General features: G+C 62.8%; 22 protein-coding genes. 16 read left to right on the plus strand and 6 right to left on the minus strand.

Annotated elements, in window-relative coordinates; all coding sequences use genetic code 11:
* The first annotated feature begins 58 nt into the window (after nucleotides 1-58).
* The 4 genes from IHQ71_RS12925 to dprA are packed head-to-tail and all read left to right on the plus strand — an operon-like array spanning nucleotide 59 to nucleotide 4,071.
* On the plus strand, nucleotides 59-1,000 hold the full coding sequence (locus IHQ71_RS12925; RefSeq protein WP_258162343.1) for an aspartate carbamoyltransferase catalytic subunit: 942 nt from the start codon (nucleotides 59-61) through the stop codon (nucleotides 998-1,000).
* Nucleotides 997-2,283, plus strand: coding sequence for a dihydroorotase (locus tag IHQ71_RS12930; protein WP_258162344.1), 1,287 nt, complete (start codon nucleotides 997-999; stop codon nucleotides 2,281-2,283). The genes IHQ71_RS12925 and IHQ71_RS12930 overlap by 4 nt, the downstream gene beginning before the upstream one ends.
* Nucleotides 2,284-2,298: 15 nt before the next feature.
* Entirely contained in the window at nucleotides 2,299-2,916 is a 618-nt protein-coding gene (gene plsY / locus IHQ71_RS12935) for a glycerol-3-phosphate 1-O-acyltransferase PlsY (protein ID WP_258162345.1), read from the plus strand.
* Nucleotides 2,917-2,919: 3 nt separating this feature from the next.
* Nucleotides 2,920-4,071 (plus strand): DNA-processing protein DprA, encoded by a 1,152-nt coding sequence (gene dprA, locus IHQ71_RS12940; RefSeq protein ID WP_258162346.1) that lies wholly within the window; start codon nucleotides 2,920-2,922, stop codon nucleotides 4,069-4,071.
* Here the strand turns inward: dprA and IHQ71_RS12945 are convergent.
* Nucleotides 4,003-4,227: a hypothetical protein gene (locus tag IHQ71_RS12945; protein WP_258162347.1), complete on the minus strand. Its 225-nt coding sequence runs from the start codon at nucleotides 4,225-4,227 to the stop codon at nucleotides 4,003-4,005. The two genes, dprA and IHQ71_RS12945, sit on opposite strands and share 69 nt — an antisense overlap.
* 353 nt (nucleotides 4,228-4,580) lie before the next feature.
* On the opposite strand from IHQ71_RS12945, the gene topA reads away from it, so the two are divergent.
* The 5 genes from topA to rpmG all read left to right on the plus strand — a co-directional run bounded on the left by topA (nucleotide 4,581) and on the right by rpmG (nucleotide 11,650).
* Entirely contained in the window at nucleotides 4,581-7,232 is a 2,652-nt protein-coding gene (topA, locus tag IHQ71_RS12950) for a type I DNA topoisomerase (RefSeq protein WP_258162348.1), read from the plus strand.
* A 50-nt stretch (nucleotides 7,233-7,282) separates the two neighbouring features.
* Complete coding sequence (rnr, locus tag IHQ71_RS12955) at nucleotides 7,283-9,577, plus strand: ribonuclease R (RefSeq protein WP_258162349.1); 2,295 nt, start codon at nucleotides 7,283-7,285, stop codon at nucleotides 9,575-9,577.
* Between the two features lie 69 nt (nucleotides 9,578-9,646).
* Nucleotides 9,647-10,072: a DUF983 domain-containing protein gene (locus IHQ71_RS12960; RefSeq protein WP_258162350.1), complete on the plus strand. Its 426-nt coding sequence runs from the start codon at nucleotides 9,647-9,649 to the stop codon at nucleotides 10,070-10,072.
* 140 nt (nucleotides 10,073-10,212) lie between these two features.
* On the plus strand, nucleotides 10,213-11,391 hold the full coding sequence (locus IHQ71_RS12965) for an MFS transporter (protein ID WP_258162351.1): 1,179 nt from the start codon (nucleotides 10,213-10,215) through the stop codon (nucleotides 11,389-11,391).
* Nucleotides 11,392-11,482: 91 nt separating this feature from the next.
* Complete coding sequence (gene rpmG / locus IHQ71_RS12970) at nucleotides 11,483-11,650, plus strand: 50S ribosomal protein L33 (RefSeq protein WP_258162352.1); 168 nt, start codon at nucleotides 11,483-11,485, stop codon at nucleotides 11,648-11,650.
* Nucleotides 11,651-11,718: 68 nt separating this feature from the next.
* Here the strand turns inward: rpmG and IHQ71_RS12975 are convergent, their stop codons facing one another.
* From IHQ71_RS12975 to IHQ71_RS12995, 5 genes are read right to left on the minus strand one after another with little or no spacing between them, the layout of a single operon-like run.
* Nucleotides 11,719-12,408, minus strand: coding sequence for an XdhC family protein (locus tag IHQ71_RS12975; RefSeq protein ID WP_258162353.1), 690 nt, complete (start codon nucleotides 12,406-12,408; stop codon nucleotides 11,719-11,721).
* Nucleotides 12,408-12,734 (minus strand): XdhC family protein, encoded by a 327-nt coding sequence (locus IHQ71_RS12980; protein WP_258162354.1) that lies wholly within the window; start codon nucleotides 12,732-12,734, stop codon nucleotides 12,408-12,410. Before IHQ71_RS12980 ends, IHQ71_RS12975 begins: the two co-directional genes overlap by 1 nt.
* Nucleotides 12,735-12,745: 11 nt before the next feature.
* Nucleotides 12,746-13,981: a VWA domain-containing protein gene (locus IHQ71_RS12985; protein ID WP_258162832.1), complete on the minus strand. Its 1,236-nt coding sequence runs from the start codon at nucleotides 13,979-13,981 to the stop codon at nucleotides 12,746-12,748.
* A gap of 3 nt (nucleotides 13,982-13,984) precedes the next feature.
* On the minus strand, nucleotides 13,985-14,914 hold the full coding sequence (locus IHQ71_RS12990; RefSeq protein WP_258162355.1) for a MoxR family ATPase: 930 nt from the start codon (nucleotides 14,912-14,914) through the stop codon (nucleotides 13,985-13,987).
* Nucleotides 14,915-14,956: 42 nt separating this feature from the next.
* Complete coding sequence (locus tag IHQ71_RS12995; protein ID WP_258162356.1) at nucleotides 14,957-15,466, minus strand: flavin reductase; 510 nt, start codon at nucleotides 15,464-15,466, stop codon at nucleotides 14,957-14,959.
* A gap of 134 nt (nucleotides 15,467-15,600) precedes the next feature.
* On the opposite strand from IHQ71_RS12995, the gene IHQ71_RS13000 reads away from it, so the two are divergent.
* From IHQ71_RS13000 to IHQ71_RS13030, 7 genes are all read left to right on the plus strand, one after another.
* The gene (locus tag IHQ71_RS13000; RefSeq protein ID WP_258162357.1) at nucleotides 15,601-16,680 is read left to right on the plus strand and encodes a branched-chain amino acid ABC transporter substrate-binding protein; all 1,080 of its coding nucleotides are present in this window, start codon (nucleotides 15,601-15,603) and stop codon (nucleotides 16,678-16,680) included.
* Entirely contained in the window at nucleotides 16,677-17,675 is a 999-nt protein-coding gene (locus tag IHQ71_RS13005; RefSeq protein WP_258162358.1) for a P1 family peptidase, read from the plus strand. The genes IHQ71_RS13000 and IHQ71_RS13005 overlap by 4 nt, the downstream gene beginning before the upstream one ends.
* Nucleotides 17,676-17,811: 136 nt before the next feature.
* A complete protein-coding gene (locus IHQ71_RS13010) occupies nucleotides 17,812-18,363 on the plus strand; it encodes a hypothetical protein (protein WP_258162359.1) in 552 nt (183 codons plus the stop codon).
* A gap of 170 nt (nucleotides 18,364-18,533) precedes the next feature.
* On the plus strand, nucleotides 18,534-18,926 hold the full coding sequence (locus IHQ71_RS13015) for a hypothetical protein (RefSeq protein WP_258162360.1): 393 nt from the start codon (nucleotides 18,534-18,536) through the stop codon (nucleotides 18,924-18,926).
* Between the two features lie 18 nt (nucleotides 18,927-18,944).
* Nucleotides 18,945-19,409: a YaiI/YqxD family protein gene (locus IHQ71_RS13020; protein ID WP_258162361.1), complete on the plus strand. Its 465-nt coding sequence runs from the start codon at nucleotides 18,945-18,947 to the stop codon at nucleotides 19,407-19,409.
* Between the two features lie 45 nt (nucleotides 19,410-19,454).
* Nucleotides 19,455-19,832, plus strand: a complete 378-nt coding sequence (gene crcB / locus IHQ71_RS13025; RefSeq protein ID WP_258162362.1) for a fluoride efflux transporter CrcB — start codon at nucleotides 19,455-19,457, stop codon at nucleotides 19,830-19,832.
* 296 nt (nucleotides 19,833-20,128) lie between these two features.
* Nucleotides 20,129-21,121: an RluA family pseudouridine synthase gene (locus IHQ71_RS13030; protein WP_258162363.1), complete on the plus strand. Its 993-nt coding sequence runs from the start codon at nucleotides 20,129-20,131 to the stop codon at nucleotides 21,119-21,121.
* Nucleotides 21,122-21,123: the final 2 nt, after the last annotated feature.

Raw genomic sequence — 21,123 nt, forward strand, 5'->3', positions numbered from 1 at the left:
TGCCCCTCCCGCCGCAGCGCCTTATAGAGCCGTCAAATACAGGCAAGGATCCCGCGCAATGGTCTTTTTTCCGCACCGCCACCTGCTTGGCATCAAGGGGCTGACGGAACAGGATATCGTCTATCTCCTCGACAAGGCCGACGAGGCGGTGAAGATTTCCCGCCAGCGCGAAAAGAAGACCTCCACCCTGCGCGGGCTGACCCAGATCAATCTCTTCTTCGAAGCGTCCACCCGCACGCAGGCCTCCTTCGAACTGGCCGGCAAGCGCCTCGGCGCCGATGTCATGAACATGTCGGTCGGCAATTCCTCGGTGAAGAAGGGCGAGACCCTCATCGACACCGCGATGACGCTGAATGCCATGCGGCCGGATGTGCTGGTGATACGGCACTCCTCGGCCGGTGCCGCCGCCCTGCTCTCCCAGAAAGTCTCCTGCGCGGTCGTCAATGCCGGCGATGGCCAGCATGAACACCCGACCCAGGCTTTGCTCGATGCGCTCACCATCCGCCGCGCGAAGGGCAAGGTGTCGCGCATCATTGTCGCGATCTGCGGCGACGTTCTGCACTCGCGCGTTGCACGCTCGAATATCCTCCTGCTCAATGCCATGGGTGCCCGCGTCCGCGTCGTGGCCCCCGCGACGCTACTTCCATCCGGCATCGCCGACATGGGTTGTGAAGTCTTCCACGATATGAAGGAGGGCCTCAAGGACGCCGACGTCGTCATGATGCTGCGCCTGCAGCGCGAGCGCATGTCCGGCGCCTTCGTGCCATCGGTGCGCGAGTATTTCCACTATTTCGGCCTCGATGCCGAAAAACTGAAAGTGGCGCGGCCCGACGCGCTCGTCATGCATCCAGGCCCGATGAATCGCGGCGTCGAGATCGCCTCCGAGATCGCCGACGGCCCGCAGAGCGTCATCGGCGAGCAGGTGGAAATGGGGGTCGCCGTGCGTATGGCCGTCATGGAAGCACTGCTCCTCGGCCAGAACATGGGAGAGCGGACATGACCACGACCGTCCTCCAGAACGCCCGCATCGTCGATCCATCGCGCAACCTCGACGAAATTGGCACGATCGTCATCCGCAACGGCAAGATCCTCGCATCAGGCAAAGACGCCCTGAACCAGGGCGTGCCGGAAGCGGCCATCGTCCGCGATTGCCGCAACCTCGTCGCCGTCCCCGGCCTGATCGACGCCCGCGTCTTCACCGGCGAACCCGGCGGCGAGCACCGCGAAACGATCGCCTCGGCTGGGCGTGCCGCAGCGGCCGGTGGCGTCACCTCCTTCATCATGATGCCGGACACCGATCCCGTCATCGACGACATCGCGCTAGTCGAATTCGTGCGCAAAAATGCCCGCGATGCCTCGCCCGTCCGCATCTATCCGGCGGCTGCCCTCACCAAGGGCCTTGACGGCGACGAGATGACCGAGATCGGCCTGCTGAGAGACGCCGGTGCCGTCGCTTTCACCAATGGGCGTCATCCGCTCCACAATGCCCAGGTCCTCCGCCGGGCGCTGACCTATGCGCGCGAATTTGGCGCCGTAATCTCGATGGAAACCCGCGACGAACATCTCGGCGCCGGCGGCGTGATGAACGAGGGCCTGCTCGCCTCCTGGCTCGGCCTCTCCGGCATCCCGCGCGAAACCGAGATCATTCCGCTCGAGCGCGATCTCCGCATCGCCACGCTGACCGGCGGACGCTATCACGCCGCGCAGATTTCCGTGCCGGGCTCGGTGGAAGCAATCAATACGGCCAAGTCGCGCGGCGCCAAGGTCACCTCGGGCATCTCGATCAACAACCTCGCGCTCAACGAAAACGACATCGGCGAGTACCGTTCCTTCTTCAAGCTCTATCCGCCGCTGCGCTCCGAGGACGATCGCACCGCCATGGTCGAGGCGCTGAACAAGGGCGAGATCGAGATCATCGTCTCCTCCCATGATCCGCAGGATGTCGACACCAAGCGCCTGCCCTTCGCGGAAGCCGCCGATGGCGCGGTCGGGCTTGAGACCATGCTGGCCGCCGCCCTTCGCCTCCACCACGATGGCTCGGTCAGCCTGATGCGCCTGATCGACGCCATGTCATCGGCCCCTGCCCGCATCTTCGGCCTGCCCGGCGGCACATTGAAGCCGGGTGCCGCAGCCGATATCACGCTGATCGACCTCGACGAACCCTGGATCTGCGTCAAGGACCAGCTCGTCTCTCGCTCGAAGAACACACCTTTCGAAGACGCAAGATTCTCCGGCCGCGCCGTCGCCACTTACGTCGGCGGCGAATCTGTGTTTTCCTTGTAATCCGGAGGGGCATTCATGGAAGCACTCACAACCTGGAACATCGCGGCCTTTCCCGCGATTATTGCAGCCGTGCTCGGCTATCTCTCGGGCTCGGTGCCCTTCGGCCTGATCCTGACGCAGATGGCGGGCCTTGGCGATGTGCGGTCGATCGGCTCGGGCAATATCGGCGCGACCAATGTGCTGCGCACCGGCAACAAGGGCCTGGCCGCAGCGACGCTGCTGCTTGATGCGCTCAAGGGCACGGTGCCCGCTCTTCTCGGCACATATTTCTTCGGCGTCGAGGGCGGCGTGATCGCCGGCCTGTTCGCCTTTTTCGGCCATATTTTTCCAGTCTGGCTTGGCTTCAAGGGCGGCAAAGGCGTTGCAACCTACATTGGCGTGATGTTCGGGCTCGACTGGCGCATGGGCCTGCTTTTGCTCGCCGTCTGGATTGCAACGGCTGCAATCAGCCGCTACTCTAGCCTGTCCGCTCTGGTTGCAACCGTGGCGATCCCGGTGGTGGAGTTCTTCGCCGGCGATATCAGGATCGCGGCACTGGCCGCCCTGATGTCGGTCATCGTCTGGATCAAGCATCGGGCGAACATTGAGCGGCTGCTTTCGGGCGGCGAAAGCAGGATTGGCAGCAAGGGGTAGAGGTTGGAAACGAGCGCCGGTGCCAAGGGAATAGCGCTCACTGATCGCCAGCGGCTCGCCTGGCTTCGCCTCATCCGTTCCGACAATGTCGGCCCTGCGACCTTCCGCGATCTGATCAATCACTTCGGCTCGGCCGAAATGGCGCTTGAAGCCCTGCCCGAACTGTCGCGCCGGGGCGGCTCGACGCGTCCCGTCCGTGTTGCCACACGAGACGAAGCGCTGACTGAGCTGGATTTCGCCCAACGCTTCGGCGCACGCTTCGTCGGCATCGGCGAGCCGGATTATCCCTCGGCATTGCGCCAGGTCGAGGGCGCCCCGCCGCTGATCGCAATCAAGGGCAAAGCCACAATTCTGCGCCAGCCTTCGATCGCCATGGTCGGCGCCCGCAACTGCTCTGTCTCCGGCGCCAAATTCGCCGCCATGCTGGCGCGCGAGATCGGCCGCGCCGGCTATTCCGTGGTGTCCGGCTTCGCTCGCGGCGTCGATTCGGCCGCCCATCGAGCCAGCCTCGACACCGGCACCGTCGCCGTATTGGCCGGTGGACTCGACAAGCCCTATCCGCCGGAAAACGAACCCCTGCTGGCTGAATTCGAAGCCTCCAGCGGCCTGCTGCTGTCGGAAATGCCGTTCGGCTGGGAGCCCCGCGCCAAGGATTTCCCCCGCCGCAATCGCCTGATCGCCGGCATCGGACTTGGCCTGGTGGTCATCGAAGCCGCCGCCCGTTCGGGCTCGCTCATCACCGCCCGCTACGCCGCAAATTTCGGCCGACTGGTCTTCGCCGTGCCCGGCTCGCCGCTTGATCCGCGCTCGGAAGGCGCCAATGGCCTGATCAAGGACGGCGCCTCGCTGGTCACCAATGCGAACGACATCATCGAGGCCATGGCGCCAGTCAGCCGCATCGATCTCTTCTCGCCTCAACAGGTCAGCGAGCCGATTTACGAGGACGACAAGCCAATAGCGCTGCCACCGAGTGAGAGGGAACGGGACCTGATCGTGGACGCCTTGGGGCCGACACCCGCCGAGATCGACGATATCATCCGCCACACCGGATTGCCGGCGCAGTCCGTCTATCTGGTGCTGCTGGAGCTAGATCTTGCCGGACGGCTTCATCGCCATGCGGGCGGCATGGTTTCGATCGACTTTGATACTGTCTGACCTGCCGCTCAGGAGATCCGTGGCTTCGGTGAAAGCCATCTCCAGCAGGAAGACCAGCATCTCGGCCTTTTCCCTGCGCGCAAGGTCGGCGAGCTCCGGCAGCATCTGCTTGATATAATTGACGCTTTGCACCGTATTCGTCGGCAGGGATGTCACGGTTTCAGGCTTTCCTATCATCGCACTAACACAGCCTCGCAACGTTACGTCGAATGAATCAACCCTGGCCATTTACACGCGAACAAGTCTACCTTAATTAGTATTAATTGCAACGGGTTTTATTTCAGTTACAGGTTGCATGGCGTTGTAGCGGCTTTCCGGGCCTTGCCAAGCGTTGAGCCGATACCAATTTGTTACCGGACCGTGTTGCCCGATTGCAATATTCGCCAAGCCAAGTCTATAAGCGCGGCCATGCCGGTGAAAACGCTTGCCATGCCGCAAACGGCTCTGAAACAATGCGCGCATACGCAAGGGACAGAGTCCGAAGGCCTTTTGGACAGAAAAAGAAGTAAATGAACGTAGTCGTCGTGGAGTCGCCCGCAAAGGCGAAAACAATCAACAAGTATCTCGGTCCTGGCTATAAGGTTCTGGCCTCGTTCGGCCATGTGCGAGACTTGCCGGCCAAGGATGGTTCGGTCCAGCCCGACAATGATTTCGCCATGTCGTGGGAAATCGACGCCGCATCGCAGAAGCGCATGAACGAAATCGCCGATGCGGTGAAGAAGTCCGACGGCCTGTTCCTCGCGACCGACCCGGATCGCGAAGGCGAAGCGATTTCCTGGCATGTGCTCGATATCCTGAAGAAGAAGAAGGCGATCGGCGACAAGCCGGTCAAGCGCGTGGTCTTCAACGCCATCACCAAGAAGGCGGTGCTCGATGCCATGGCCGATCCGCGCGATATCGACGCGCCACTGGTCGATGCCTATCTCGCCCGCCGGGCGCTCGATTACCTCGTCGGCTTCAATCTCTCGCCCGTGCTCTGGCGCAAGCTGCCCGGCGCCCGTTCGGCCGGCCGCGTCCAGTCCGTGGCACTGCGCCTCGTCTGCGACCGCGAAAACGAGATCGACCGCTTCATCGCCGAGGAATACTGGAATATCTCGGCATTGCTGAAGACACCGCGCAACGACGTGTTCGAAGCCAGGCTCGTCAGCGCCGACGGCAAGCGGCTGACCGCGAAATCGGTCGCCAACGGCGATCACGCCGGGGATCTCAAAGCCGTGCTGGAAGGCGCCGTCTACCGCGTCGACAGCGTCGAGGCCAAGCCCGTCAAGCGCAATCCTGGCCCTCCGTTCACGACCTCGACCTTGCAGCAGGCCGCTTCGTCGCGCCTCGGCTTCGATGCCTCGCGCACCATGCGGGTGGCCCAGAAGCTCTATGAGGGCTTCGATATCGGTGGCGAAGTCACGGGTCTCATCACCTATATGCGTACGGACGGCGTGCAGATCGCGCCCGAGGCGATCGATGCAGCCCGCAAGGCGATCACCGGCCAGTTCGGCAGCAATTTCCTGCCGGAAAAGCCGCGCTTCTACGCGACCAAAGCGAAGAACGCCCAGGAAGCCCACGAAGCCATCCGCCCGACCGATTTCAATCGCACGCCCGACAGCGTCCGCCAATATCTCGACGCCGACCAGTTCCGTCTTTACGACCTGATCTGGAAGCGCGGTATCGCGAGCCAGATGGCGTCCGCCGATATCGAGCGAACCACTGCCGAGATCACCGCCGCGAATGGTCCCCGCAAGGTCGGCCTGCGCGCCGTCGGCTCGGTCATCAAGTTCGATGGCTTCCTCGCCGCCTATACCGACCAGCGCGAGGAAAAAGAGGATAACGACGCCGAGGACGAGGATGGCCGCCTGCCGGAGATCCGCGCCCAGGAAATGCTCGCCAAGGAAAAGATCAACGCGACCCAGCATTTCACCGAGCCGCCGCCGCGCTTCTCCGAGGCCACGCTGATCAAGAAGATGGAAGAGCTCGGCATCGGCCGGCCCTCGACCTATGCCTCGACGCTCGCCACTTTGCGCGACCGTGGCTACGTGACCATCGACAAGCGCAAGCTGATCCCCGATGCCAAAGGGCGCATCGTCACCGCCTTCCTCGAGAACTTCTTCAGCCGTTACGTGGAGTTTGACTTCACCGCGGCGCTTGAGGAAAAGCTCGATCGGATCTCGGCCGGCGAACTGAATTGGAAGGACGTGCTCCGCGATTTCTGGACCCAGTTCTTCGCTGCGATCGAAGACACCAAGGAACTGCGCGTCACCAATATCCTCGATGCGCTGAACGAAGCGCTCGCGCCGCTGCTTTTCCCGGCGCGCGTCGATGGTTCCGATCCGCGCACCTGTCAGGTTTGCGGCACCGGCAAGCTGTCGCTCAAGCTCGGCAAATACGGCGCCTTCGTCGGCTGCTCGAATTACCCGGATTGCAACTTCACGCGCCAGCTTACCGCCGACGCCAATGGTGACGACGCAGCCGCACCGATGGAGACTGTAAGTCTCGGCAAGGACCCGATGACCGGCGAGGAGATGACCCTTCGCTCCGGCCGCTTCGGGCCTTATGTCCAGCGCGGTGACGGCAAGGAAGCCAAGCGCGCCAGCCTGCCCAAGGGCTGGGCGCCCGATACGATCGATCATGAAAAGGCGCTCGCCCTGCTCAACCTGCCGCGCGACATCGGCAAGCATCCCGAAAGCGGCAAGATGATCTCCTCGGGCATCGGCCGATATGGCCCGTTCCTGCTGCATGACGGCGCCTATGCCAATCTCGAAAGCGTCGAGGACGTGTTCTCGATCGGCCTCAACCGCGCCGTCGTGGTCATCGCCGAACATGCCGAAAAGCGCGCCAACGGCGGCCGCGGCGGACGCTCGACGCCGGCAGCCCTCAAGGAACTCGGCGACCATCCCGATGGCGGCAAGATCACCGTCCGCGACGGCAAATACGGTCCCTATGTCAATTGGGAAAAGGTCAATGCGACGCTGCCCAAGGGCAAGGATCCGCAAACCGTGACCATGGAAGAGGCCATCACCTTGATCACCGAGCGCGCGGCGAAGGCGCCGTCGACCAAGAAGCCGCCAGCCCGCAAGAAGGCGGCCGCATCGGCCAAGCCGGCGGCCAAGAAGACCACCAAGGCTGCGGCCAAGCCGAAGGCGGCGGCGAAAGCGAAGAAGGCATCCTAGTGGGTAGACCCCCGAAATCGAACGACAGAAGGCAGCCCGCCAGAAAACAAGTGGGCAAGCCGCCGCAGGGCATCATCCATGGTGCCGTGCCGCCGCGCGAGATCCTGCTCGAATTCATCCAGGACAACCCCGACCGGGCCTCCAAGCGCGACATCGCCAAGGCTTTCGGGCTGAAGGGCGATACGCGCATCGAACTCAAGGCGGCGCTTCGCGCGCTGGAAGACGATGGCCTGCTGCAGAAGACCCGCAAGTCGCTGACCCGCCCCGGCGCGCTGCCGCCGGTGACGGTCCTCGACATCACCATGCGCGATGTCGGTGGCGAATTGATCGCACGTCCCGCCGAATGGCTGGACGAGAATGGCGTCGCACCGGCCGTGCTCATCCGCCAGTCCTCCGGCTCGGATCGTTCCAAGACCAAGGCACCGATCGCAGGCATCGGCGACCGCGTGGTCGCCAAGATCTTCCCCAACAAGGAACGCGGTGGCCCGGCTTATACGGCCCGTATCATCAAGGTCATCGACAAGCGCAAGACTGCGGCGCTCGGCGTCTTCCGTGAAATGGACGGCGGCGCCGGCCGCATCATGCCGATCGAGAAGCGCGGCATGGAAATGGATGTCGATCCGGAATTCCGCGGCGATGCGAAAGATGGCGACCTGGTGGAAGTCGAGACCGCGCGCGCGGGCCGCTTCGGCCTGCCGCGCGCCAAGGTGCTCTCCGTCGTCGGCTCTGTCTCGTCGGAAAAGGCGATCTCGATGATCGCCATCCATGCCCACGGCATTCCCTATATTTTCCCGCCTGCGGTGATCAAGGAAGCGGACGCCGCCGGTGCCGCCGACATGTCGCATCGCAAGGACTGGCGCGACATGCCGCTGATCACCATCGATCCGCATGACGCCAAGGATCATGACGATGCCGTCTATGCCGAGCCCGATCCCTCGCCCGACAACCCGGGCGGCGTCATCGTCGTCGTCGCGATCGCCGACGTCTCGTACTATGTCCGCTCCGGCACGGCGCTGGATCGAGAAGCACTGAAGCGCGGCAATTCGGTTTACTTCCCTGACCGCGTCGTGCCGATGCTGCCCGAACGCATCTCCAACGATCTCTGCTCGCTGAAGGAAGGCGTCGACCGCCCCGCGCTGGCCGTGCGGATGGTGTTCTCGAAGGAGGGCCGCAAGGCGTCGCACACCTTCCATCGCATCATGATGAAGAGTGCGGCCAAGCTCTCCTACCAGCAGGCGCAGGCCGCAATAGACGGCAAGCCCGACGACAAGACCGGCCCGCTGCTCGAGCCGATCCTCAAGCCGCTCTGGGACGCCTATGCCAAGCTCAAGGCCGGCCGCGACAAGCGCCAGCCGCTCGAACTCGACATGCCCGAGCGCAAGATCCTTCTCAAGCCGGATGGAACCGTGGACCGGGTCCACGTGCCGCCCCGCCTCGATGCCCACAAGCTCATCGAGGAGATGATGATCCAGGCCAATGTCGCGGCTGCCGAGACGCTGGAACAGAAGAAGCAGATGCTGATCTACCGCGTCCACGACGCGCCGTCGCTCGCCAAGCAGGAGACGCTGCGCGAATTCCTCGGCACGCTCGAAATGTCGCTGGCTCACGGCAACCTGCGTTCCAACCATTTCAATCAGATCCTCGAAAAGGTCGACGGCAAGCCTTACCAGACCATGGTCAACGAGATGGTGCTGCGCTCGCAGAGCCAGGCGATCTACAGCCCCGAGAATATCGGCCATTTCGGCCTCAATCTCCTGCGCTACGCCCACTTCACCTCGCCCATCCGCCGTTATGCCGACCTGATCGTCCATCGCGCGCTGGTCGCGTCGCTGGGCCTCGGTACAGGCGGGCTGACGGCGGAGGAAGAAGGCCAGCTCGACGATATCGCCGCCGAAATCTCCACCTTCGAGCGGCGCGCCATGGCGGCCGAACGCGAGACCGTCGATCGCCTGATCGCCCACCATCTGGTCGGCCGCATCGGCGAGGAATTTGACGGCCGCGTCTCCGGTGTCACCAAGTCGGGACTATTTGTCTCACTGCCGGAGTATGGCGCCGACGGCTTCGTTCCCATATCTACACTGGGTAGCGATTACTTCATCTTCGATGAAGCGCATATGGCCCTGACCGGCGAAAGATCCGGCCTCGGCTTCCGGCTGGGCGACACGCTCCGGGTCAAACTCGTCGACGCTGTCCCGCTTGCCGGCGCGCTCCGGTTTGAAGTGATCAGCGAAGGGCGCAAACTGCCGACGGCAACGCGCTCGTTCCACAAGGCCACCAGGCGCCCCAACCGCGCGCCCCCGGCCAAGAAGCCGGGAACCCGGCCGCCGCGCGGGCGCAAGAGGTGAAACCTTCCACCCCTGACGCCATTCAATCATGAAGGTGCCAGGACGGATATGATGCAGGCCCAACCGACAATGCCCATTGAATGGAAGAACCCGGAAACGGGAACCGAAAAGCGTGACCTCGCGACCGCGATCAAGCGCGGCCTACTCTGCCGCTGCCCGAATTGCGGCCAGGGCAAGCTGTTCGGCAAGTATCTCAAGCCCGTCGATCACTGTGCCGTCTGCGGCGAGGACTATACCCACCAGCGCGCCGACGACCTGCCGGCCTATCTCTCCATCGTGCTGGTCGGCCATATCGTGGTCGGCGGCTTCATGATGACCGACATGGTCTGGACGCTGTCCAACTGGGTCCATCTCTCGATCTGGACGCCGCTCACTGTTCTTCTCGCACTCGCCACCATCCAGCCGATCAAGGGCGCCGTCATCGGATTGCAATGGGCGGCACGTATGCATGGATTCGGCGGCAAGGAGCCGGAACCTGAAGATCGTTTAAGCTGAGGAAGCCCGCGGCGCAGCGCCAAAAACTTGCGGTAATTTCCACTGCGGCCATTGAAATCCCGGCCCGGCACGTCTTTATAGCGTGTGCCGGGGGGACCATTTGCCCGGACCGATTTGGGCGAATGACGAAAGAGTATTGAATGACTGATCAGAGGTCTGTGCAGACCGAAGATTCCATACACTGGCCATCGCTGATCGCTGCCATATCGGCCATCAGCGCCGTGGGGATCGCCATCGGGCTGGGACTGCCTCTTCTGTCGATCCTCCTGGAAAAGCGCGGTATTTCGTCGAGCCTCACCGGGCTCAACACCGCCATGGCCGGCATCGCCGCCATGATCGCCGCCCCCATCACCACCCGAGTCGCCCACAATATCGGCGTCGCGCCGGCCATGCTCTGGGCGGTGTTGATATCGGCGATCAGCGCGCTCGGCTTTTACTACATTGAGAATTTCTGGGCCTGGTTTCCGCTTCGCATCGTCTTCCATGGCGCGATCACCGCGCTGTTCATCCTCTCCGAATTCTGGATCAATGTCGCGGCCTCGCCCGAACGGCGCGGGATGATTCTCGGCATCTATGCCACGGTGCTGTCCATTGGTTTTGCAGCAGGAAACGTGATCTTCTCGGCTGTCGGCTCGGAAGGCTTCCTGCCGTTCGGGATCGGCGCTTCGATCATCCTCGTCGCGGCCATACCGATCTTTCTCGCGCGCCATGAGAGCCCCGAGCTCGATGAGAAGCCGATGGGCCATTTCCTGCGCTATCTGCTGCTGGTGCCCACCGCAAGCGCCGCCGTCTTCGTCTTCGGCGCGGTCGAGGCAGGCGGCATGGCGCTGTTTCCGCTCTACGCCACGCGCGAAGGCTTTTCCGAGGCGCAGTCAGGCATCCTCTTGAGTACGATGGCAATCGGCAACGTGATCTTCCAGATCCCCGTCGGCATGCTGTCGGACCGGCTGAAAGATCGCCGCGCGTTGCTCACCGTCATCGGTATCGTCGGACTGATCGGCTCTGTCCTGTTGCCCTTCGTGACCCACGACTGGCGCATCTTTTCGGTGCTGCTGCTGTTCTTCGGAGGCGCGATCGCCGGACTCTATACGGTTGGCCTGAGCCATCTCGGTTCACGCTTCCGTGGCAGCGAGCTCGCGGCCGCCAACGCCGCCTTCATCTTTTCCTATGCCGTCGGCACGGTTGCCGGCCCGCAGGCGATCGGCACCGCCATGGATCTCTTCGGCAGCAACGGCTACCCCTGGTCGATCACCGGCTTCTTCGTGCTGTTTGTCGTTTTTGCCATCGTGCGCCTGTTTTTCCACCCGAGGAAGACTTGACTTTTGCCGCGCGATGCGTAGTTTCCGCGCAAATTCGCCGTGGCCGGTCAAAGGATTCCACGGCGTCTCTTTTTTATAAGGCAGGACGACCATGGCGAAAGCGACCACGATCAAGATCAAGCTCCTCTCGACGGCTGATACCGGCACGTTCTACGTGACCACCAAGAACAGCCGCACGATGACGGAAAAAATGACCAAGACCAAGTATGACCCGGTCGTGCGCAAGCATGTCGAGTTCAAGGAAACCAAGATCAAGTAATTCTTGATCTGAGGTTTTAGGTTTCCAAAAGCGCGCCCGCGAAACGCCGGCGCGCTTTTCGTTTTGCCTTATTGTCTAAGCTCTCGCTTGCGGAACGCCTGGATAACTGCACCCAGCACCGCGACGGCGATCTCCGCCGGGCTCTGCGCGCCGATATCGAGGCCGATGGGCGCATCGATGCGGGCGATCTGCTCGTCAGTGATTCCCAACGCCCGCAGGCGCTCGACGCGCTTGGCATGCGTCTTCCGGCTACCCAACGCCCCGACGTAGAAGCACTCGGTCCTCAGTGCCTCGGCGATCGGAAAGTCGTCGATCTTCGGATCATGCGTCACCGCCACCAGCGCGGTATAGGCGTCGAGCGGCGCGTCCTTCAGCACATCCTCGGGCCAGTCGGCGACCACGTTTACGCCCTCGAATCGTTCCTCGGTGGCGAATGCCGTCCTGGGATCTATGATCCTGAGGTCGAAGCCCGCGATATCAGCGATCCGCGCTAGGGCTTGCGAAATATGGACAGCGCCAATCACGGCGATTCTCGGCGGCGGCACATGGACGTTGAGGAAGCGCCGCTTTCCATCGAGTTCCACCAGTCCCGACTTGCCGGACTGGAACGCCTTCTCCACCGCCTCGCGCAGGCTCTCGGACACGTTTTCGCCCTCACGCACCAACGTGCTCGTGCCATCACCGAGATCAGTCACAAGCAGTGCCGCCCGCCGCCTGCGCCGCGCCTCGTTCAGTGCAGCCAGATCTACGCCGCGCATCAGGCGACCTTCTCGACATAGACCGCGATCCGCCCACCGCAGGACAGCCCGACGCGCCAGGCCGTTTCGTCGGCAACCCCGAATTCCAGCATTCTCGGGGCGCCCGATGCAATGACGTCGATCGCCTCGGAGATCACCGCACCCTCCACGCAGCCTCCCGAGACCGAGCCCTCGAAATTGCCGTCGCTATCAATTACCAGATGGCTGCCCACCGGGCGAGGTGCCGAACCCCAGGTCTCGATGACGGTTGCAATTGCCACATCGCGGCCCTGCCCTTTCCAGGCTTCGGCGACATCGAGTGGATCACGTAAGTTGGCAGTGTTCATATCGGCCTCCTTCAGAGGTAGCGGCGGGGATCGGCATCGCCGGCACGGCCAGCAGCCAGCGCTTTCGCCAGATCGCGTATGGCTTGTAGATTGTGCACGGCGCGCAATTCGTCAACATGCGGCAGCATGGCGCGCACGCCGCGCGCCCTAGCCTCGAAGCCATCGAAGCGTAGCAGCGGATTGAGCCAGACCAGCCTGCGGCACGACCGGTGCAGCCGATCGGTCTCGTGGGCCAGCAGCACCGCGTCATCACGCTCCAGCCCGTCGGTGATCAGCAGCACGACCGCGCCCTGCGACAGAACCCGCCGCGACCACAGCCTGTTGAACTCCTTGAGCGTCTCGCCGATCCGCGTGCCGCCCGACCAGTCCTTGACGCTATCGGTGCACATCGCGATCGCCTCGTCCGGATCGCGATGCCGCATCGCCCGCGTCACATTGGTCAGCCGCGTGCCGAACAGGAACGTGTGCACCCGCCGACGCTTCTCCGTCAGCACGTGCATGAAGTGCAGGAAGATGCGGGTGTACTGGCTCATCGAGCCCGAAATATCGGCGATGATCACCAGCGGCGGATGGATCTGCCGGCGCCGGCGCCACTTGGGCAGGATCAGCGCCCCGCCGGTCTTCATTGCCGCCCGCAATGTGGCGCGTGCATCGATGCGGCCGGGCAACGAGGCGGACTCGTAGCGGCGCGTCCGCACCTTGTCCATCGGCAGGATCAGGCGTTCGAGTTCGCGCCGTGCCTCGCCGAGTTCCGCCGCCGTCATCTGCGCGAAGTCGGTGCAGCGAAAGACCTCGCGTTCCGAGACCGAGAATCGCGCGTCGATCTCGATCTGCTCCTTCTCATGCTGGCGCTCGGGCCGTTCGGCAAACAGCGCCTCCGAGACCCGGGCAGCCGCAGGCGTCGGCTTTCGCTTCTCGCCAATGTCGGGCGTCATCCGCGACAGCATCTGGATCAGCTTCTGCTCGAAATCGCGCGGCCGCCAGAAGACGTTGAACGCCTCGTCGAACACGGCCTTGTCTTCATGCCGCTTGACGAAATTACAAAACAGCGCCGTATAGAATTCCTCTCGCGAACCCACCCCGATCATATCGATGGCTTCGATGGCGTCCTTGATCGCACCGGGACCGATTTTGAGCCCGGCCCGGCGCAGCACCCGCCCGAAATACACGACATTGTCGGCGAAACGGCCGTCACCTTCCGGAGGTGGTGGAGTTGGACGCCCGTCATTGGCCGCGACAGTCTCCATCATTCATCCCACTGCCCTGAGCTCGGCTTTGACCGCATCAAGCGCCTGCCGCCCCTCGGAGCCCTGGATGCGGGCGATATCATCCTGATACTTCAGCAGCGCGCCGACCGTGTCCGAAATCGTCTCCGGATCGAGCGCGACGCGGTCGAGTTCGGTCAGCGCCGTGGCCCAGTCGATGGTTTCCGCAATGCCGGGATTCTTGAACAGGTCGAGCCGCCGCAGCTTCTGCACATAGGCGACGATTTCCTCGCTCAGCCGCTCGCTGCATCCGGGCACCTTGCGGCGGATGATCTCCAGCTCCAGATCGGCAGTCGGATAATCGACCCAATGATAAAGGCAGCGGCGCTTCAGCGCGTCATGCACCTCGCGGGTGCGGTTGGTGGTGATGATAACGATCGGCGGCTCTGCTGCCTTGATCGTGCCGAGCTCGGGAATGGTGACCTGGAAATCGGACAGGATTTCCAGCAGGAACGCCTCGAAGGCCTCGTCGGTGCGATCAAGCTCATCGATCAGAAACACCGGCGCGCCGCCTGCCGATGACGAGAGCGCCTGCAGCACCGGCCGCCGTATCAGATGCTTCTCCGAGAACAGATCGCCTTCCAACCGCGCCCGATCCGTGACCCCTTCGGCTTCGGCGAGCCTGATCTCCAGCATCTGGGCGGGGTAGTTCCACTCGTAGACCGCCGAGGACACGTCGAGGCCTTCGTAGCATTGCAGCCGTATCAGGTCGCGGCCGAGTGCCGTCGCAAGAACCTTGGCGATCTCGGTCTTGCCGACGCCGGCGTCACCTTCTAGGAAAAGCGGCCGCTTGAGCTTCAGGGCGAGATAGACCACTGTCGCCAGCGACCGGCCGGCCAGGTAATCATGCGCTTCGAGCAGCGCGATCGTCTCGTCTATCGATTGGGGTAGTGATGACTTCGAAGGTTCCGGCATAGGCACTCCAGCGAGCCATAAGCCGGCTCCATCCGGACGACTCTATAATGTGCGGTACGACCGGTCCATATAGACAAGCGCCGGATTTTGCCCGCCAAGTCGCAAGGCTGCGACTTCGCCGACCACGATCGTGTGGGTCGACTGCGGTATCATATTGACGATCCGGCAGTCGTAGGTGGCGATCGCATCGACAAGCGCGGGCGCGCCGGTCACCAGCGTATCCCAGTTGCCATGCCCAAACCGCTCGTCCATCGTCAGCTTTTCAAGCCCCGAAAAGGCATGGCTCAGCGCCTGATGATGAAAGGCCAGCGAATTGAGCGCGAAAATGCCGCTCTCGAAGAACATCCGGTTCTTCTCGTTATTGTGGTTGAGGCAGACGAGAACCGTCGGCGGGCTGTCGGAAACGCTGCAGGCGGCGGTCACGGCCAGGCCGCGGCGCTCGCCGTTGAACGCAGTGGTGACCAGCTGCACATGACCCGCATAACGCGCCATGGCATCGCGATAGAGTTTCCCGTCGGCCACCGACAGTTCCGCCAGATTCCGCTTCAGCATGTAGCTCCTATATAGGCAAACAATTGAAAAAGTCGAAATCAGGTTGCGTCAAATTTTAGGGAAATGCGACAAATCCGGTAATCCGCCTTGCGGATGGTCAAATCACGGCTACATTCGCCGGCAATGATGATGGAATGACCATGAAACTGCGCTCCGCCCTCGCCTGCCTCCTCCTCGCTGCCGCGCCCCAGGCCGGGTTCGCGGCCGGACCCCGGATCGCCGTTGTGGCGCCGATGTCGGGCAATCTCCAGGTCCTCGGCGACCAGATCAGGCTCGGCGCCGTGCAGGCTGCCGACGGCAAGGCGGAGATCATCACCATCGACGAGACCTGCACCGAAAAATCCGCCCCGTCGATTGCCGAACAGATCAGGCAAGCGGATGCCGTCGCCGCGATCGGCTTTCTCTGCGTCGATTCGCTCGATGGTGGCCTGCCCATCCTCGCCGAGACAAAAATCCCCGCAATCACGCTCTCCGTCCGCTCGCCAGTGCTGATGGAGGATTCGCTGAAAAAGGGCTGGCCGTTCTTCCGGCTGGCGCCCTCGACTTCAGCCGAACGCGACATGATCGTCCAGGAAATCTTCGCGCAGTGGAAGGACAAGCCCTTCGCGCTGCTCGATGATGGCACGATCATGAGCCGCGAAATGATCGATAATGTCCGCCAGGCCCTCGAGCAGAAGGGCATGAAGGCAGCCTTCATCGATAATTTCCGCCCTGCGCAGGAAGTCCAGACCCAGTTGATCCGCCGCCTCGCCAAGGCGGGCATCACGCATGTCTTCGCCGCCTCCGACCGCAACGATATGTCTGTTATGGCCCGCGATGCGAAGGCCGCGAAGATCAACCTGACCTTCATGGGCGGCGATGCGCTCAACGGCACCAACCAGCCTGTGCCGCTCGAGCCCGGCACCTTCGCCGTGACCCTTCCGGACCCGCAGACGATTGCCAGCGCCAAGCCCATCGTTGAGATAATCCACCAGAAGAAGAAAAGCGCGGAAGGCTATGTTCTACCTTCATATTCCGCCATAACTGTAATCCTCGAGGCAAACGAGATCGCATCCGGCAGCGGTGCGCCATTGGCCGATGCACTGTCCAATACACCGTTTGAAACACCCATCGGTGAAATCCGCTTCAACAAGAACCATGAGCTTTCGACCAATCCCTTCCGGATGCTGGTCTGGGACGGCAATGCCTTCGTCCTGCCGCCGGTGACCGAGTGAAACCGGGACCGAAAAACCTGATCACCGATGTCGGCGGCCTGACCGTCGGCAATGCCGAGGACCGGGCACTGAAATCCGGCGTGACAGTCGTGGTCTGCGATACAGCCGCGACAGCCGCAGTCCACGTCATGGGCGGCGCCCCCGGCACCCGCGAGACCGATCTGCTCGAACCCCACAACACCGTGCAGGCGATCGACGCCGTGTTTCTCTCAGGCGGTTCGGCCTTCGGGCTCGATGCCGGCTCCGGTGTCCAGGCGGCGCTGCGCGAGGCCGGTCGAGGCTTCGCAGTCGGCCCGGTCCGCGTGCCGATCGTGCCCGGCGCCATTCTTTTCGACCTCATCAATGGTGGCAATAAGGACTGGGGCCGCTATCCGCCTTACCGCGATCTCGGCTTCGACGCGGTGCAAAAGGCCAGCCGCGATTTCGCGCTCGGTTCGCATGGCGCCGGCACCGGTGCTCTGACGGCGGGGCTGAAAGGCGGCCTCGGTTCTGCATCGACGGTCCTGCCAAATGGTGTGACGATCGGTGCACTGGCGGCAGTCAACGCGCTTGGCTCCGTCACCTATGGCAGTTCCCGCCATTTCCGCGCGGCGGCCTTCGAAATCGGCGACGAGTTTGGCGGCCTGGGCCTGCCACACCCCCTGCCCATTGACGCCAGCGACATCATCACCAAGATGAATCTCGGTCAGCCCCGCGAAGCCAATACGACGATCACGGTCATCGCCACGGATGCGGTGCTTTCCAAGGCAGAATGCAAACGGCTGGCCGTCGTCGCCCATGATGGTTTCCCGCATGCGATCTGGCCTTCGCACACGCCGATGGATGGCGACATCGTCTTCGCGCTCGCCACCGGCGCTTCGGGCAAGACGATCGACGTGGCGGATTTCGTCACCCTCTGCACCGCCGCCGTCTCGACCATGGCCCGCGCCATCGCCCGCGGCGTCTATTCCGCCGAGGCGGACGCCGACGACGTGATGCCGGTATGGAAGGCGTGAAGCACGCTCAAACGCCTCGGTAACCGGCCATTAAGCCCGTTTCCAGCGCATTTCCCGAAATTAACGCGATATCAAAACCCATCCGGCAGCTTCACGGGTAATCACGGCCTGTTCCGCACACCACCGGAGAAGACCCATGCGCCTGCCCGTCCTCGCAACTGCCATTGCGGCTTTCGTCATGCCCGGCCTCGCCTGTGCCGGACCCGAAGGCGTCTACCACGTCAAGGGCCTCAACCCGGATACCGGCGACGAATATGTCGGCACGGTGCGCGTGGCGCGCAAGGACGAGACCTACCGGATCGTCTGGAAGATCGGCGACGACGAAACAATCGGCGTCGGCATCGGCCTGAAAATCGTCGACGGGCAGATCGTGGCTGGCCCGGCGAGCAACGCCGATACCGGCATTGCGATTTCCTACAGCATGGGCAAGACGCCAGGCAACGCCACCTATACCGAATTCTCCGATGGCACCTGGCACGGCGTATGGGCCTACAAGGGCTATCGCAAGGTCTCGACCGAGGAATGGATTCCGACCGTGACCCAGATCAAGGTCAAATCCGTCGATATGATTGCCGCGCGAAAGAAGGACACGGCCGTCAAGCCGGTCAGGATGGAGAAGGTCAGGACCGATGTCCGGCCGGCCCTGCTTTCCTCGCCGTTGCCAGCGAGCGCCAGTCCGAAATCCTGACGGCCAAGTGACAGAAATTCCACCCAAATAAGGTCCGCAAACCGTCTTACGGGGACTCGGAAACCGGTATATCCGTTATCGGGAAATTGGGGACAACATCCAGCCAGCCGGAACACTGACATACCGCAGCCGGGATGCAATTTCGTGTGCTCATGAAACGGAGGATGACTATGCGCCTGAAAATGCTTTTGACTGCCTGCCTTGTGCTTCTGCCCGCCGTCGCCTTCGCCGACCCGACCGGCGACTATCAGGTGCTCGGCAAGAATCCCGACGGCAAGGAATATACCGGCGTCGTGAAGGTGACCCGCACCGGCGAGACCTATAGCGTTGCCTGGAATGTCGGCGGAACCGAATTCATCGGCACCGGCCTCGGCGCCAAGTTCGTCGGCGATCGTTTCCAGATGGGTCCGGCAAGCCCGGATGACACGGCGATCTCGGTCGGCTATATCTCCGGCCAATCGTTCGGCATGGCGATGTATTTCCAGCAGCCGGACGGCACGTGGCAGGGCATCTGGACCTATGGCGGTTCCGACAAGGCCTCGCTCGAAAACTGGGTGAAGTAGTATTGGAAAGGCTTGGATTTGGCAGGAATTGAAATCTTCGTCGATGCCGATGCCTGCCCGGTCAAGCCGGAAATCCTGAAGGTCGCCGAGCGTCACGCGCTGCGCGTGACGCTCGTCGCCAATTCGGGGCTCCGGCCGTCGCGCGATCCGATGGTGCGAAACATCATCGTTTCCGCCGGCTTCGATGCCGCCGACAACTGGATCGCCGAAAACTCCAAGCCCAATGACATCGTAATCACCGCCGACGTGCCGCTCGCGGTGCGGTGCGTGGCCAACGGTGCGCATGTGACGGGACCAACGGGCCGCATCTTCGACGAGAAGAATATCGGCATGGCGTCAGCCATGCGCGATCTCGGCCAGCACCTGCGCGAAACCGGCGAAAGCAAGGGCTACAACGCCGCCTTCTCGCCGCGCGACCGTTCGGCCTTCCTCGAAACGCTGGACAAGCTCTGCCGCCGGGCAAAGGCTGCTGGGAACACCTGAATTGCTGCATTCCCACGTGGCGATTCTTGCGTTAAGACGCTTGCCATGAACCACATCCTTCTCGTTGCCGTCGGCGGCGCGCTCGGCTCGGTCGCCCGTTATCTCACTGGTCTCGCCGCGCTTCGCTGGTTCGGCCCGGGCTATCCCTGGGGCACGCTCTCGGTCAATATCGTGGGCGGACTGGCGATCGGCGTCTTCGCCGAGTTGATAGCCCGGCGCTTCGATGGCTCGCAGGAACTACGCCTCTTCATCATCACCGGCATACTCGGCGGCTTCACCACCTTCTCGGCCTTCTCGCTGGAAGTCTCCACTATGGCCGAGCGCGGCGACTATCTCTGGGCGGCCTCCTATATCCTGCTTTCCATCGTCATATCCGTGGCCGCGGTGTTCGCAGGACTCGCTTTGGTGCGCGCTTTGGTTTAGAGCGCTTCACCGCTAAATGGAGGCAGTTCTGCCGGGACAGATTTTCGTCAGGACCAAGGCGGCGGGCGAGCGTCGTACCCTTAGGTACGGCCGAGATCGGCGCCGCAGGAACTGGCGGAAAGATGCCCGGCCCTTCGGGTTGGCTGAAGCGGGCCGCCTCTTTGACCGGCCGGCCTGGCCGTATGCTTTGGCTACGACGCGCGCCGGCCGGTCAAACATGCGACTCCGCTTGAGCCAACAGAACTGCTTCCATTTAGCGATGAAGCGCTCTATAGCCGCGTCAAAAGGATTTCTCGATGGCAGGCGTAGAACACAAGCAGGTAGGCGACGACGAGGCGGGCATGCGGCTCGATCGCTGGTTCAAGCTTCATTATCCCGGCCTGGGATTTGGACCGTTGCAGAAACTTCTGCGCTCGGGCCAGATCCGCATCGATGGCGGCCGCGTGAAATCCGACAGCCGCGTCCAGCCCGGCCAGACGGTGCGCATTCCCCCGATGGATGTCGACGAGAAGAAATCCGGCAAGCCGCTTTCCGGCAAGGAACTCTCGCATTCCTCGGATCACGAGCTGCTCTCGCGCATGCTGATCTACGAGGACAAGAAGGTCATCGTGCTCAACAAGCCGCATGGCCTGCCCGTGCAGGGCGGTTCCGGCGTCTATCGCAATGTCGACAAGATGCTGGAAGCCTGGACCAGCCCCAAGGGCGAGAAGCCGCGCCTCGTCCATCGCCTCGACCGCGATACGTCGGGCGTGCTGGTGGTTGCCCGCACGCGTGGCGCCGCGCAATCCCTGACCGCTGCCTTCCGCGAACGCGACACCAAGAAGACCTATTGGGCGCTGGTCAAGGGCGTGCCTCGCCCGGCCGAGGGCAAGGTATCGTCCTGGCTGGTCAAGGAACAGACGCCCGACGGCGACCGCATGCGCACCGCCAAGCATGGCGAGGATGGCGCCGACCACGCAATCTCCTATTTCCGGGTGCTGGAAGCAGCGGCCCAGAGCCTCGCCTGGCTCGAGATGGAGCCCTATACCGGCCGCACCCACCAGCTCCGCGTCCACGCCGCCCATATCGGCCACCCGATCATCGGCGATCCCAAATATTTCGAAGCCGAACAGGGCTGGACCTTCCCCGGCGGCATCCAGAACAAGCTGCATCTGCATGCCCGCCATATTGACGTGCCGCATCCCGATGGAGGCCGCCTGCGGGTCACCGCGCCACTGCCGCCGCATATGGTACAGACCTGGAACCTGCTAGGCTTTGAAGAAGGCGACGGCGGGGAGTATGGGGAATAAGG

Source organism: Rhizobium sp. TH2, from assembly GCF_024707525.1.
Lineage (GTDB): Bacteria > Pseudomonadota > Alphaproteobacteria > Rhizobiales > Rhizobiaceae > Rhizobium_E.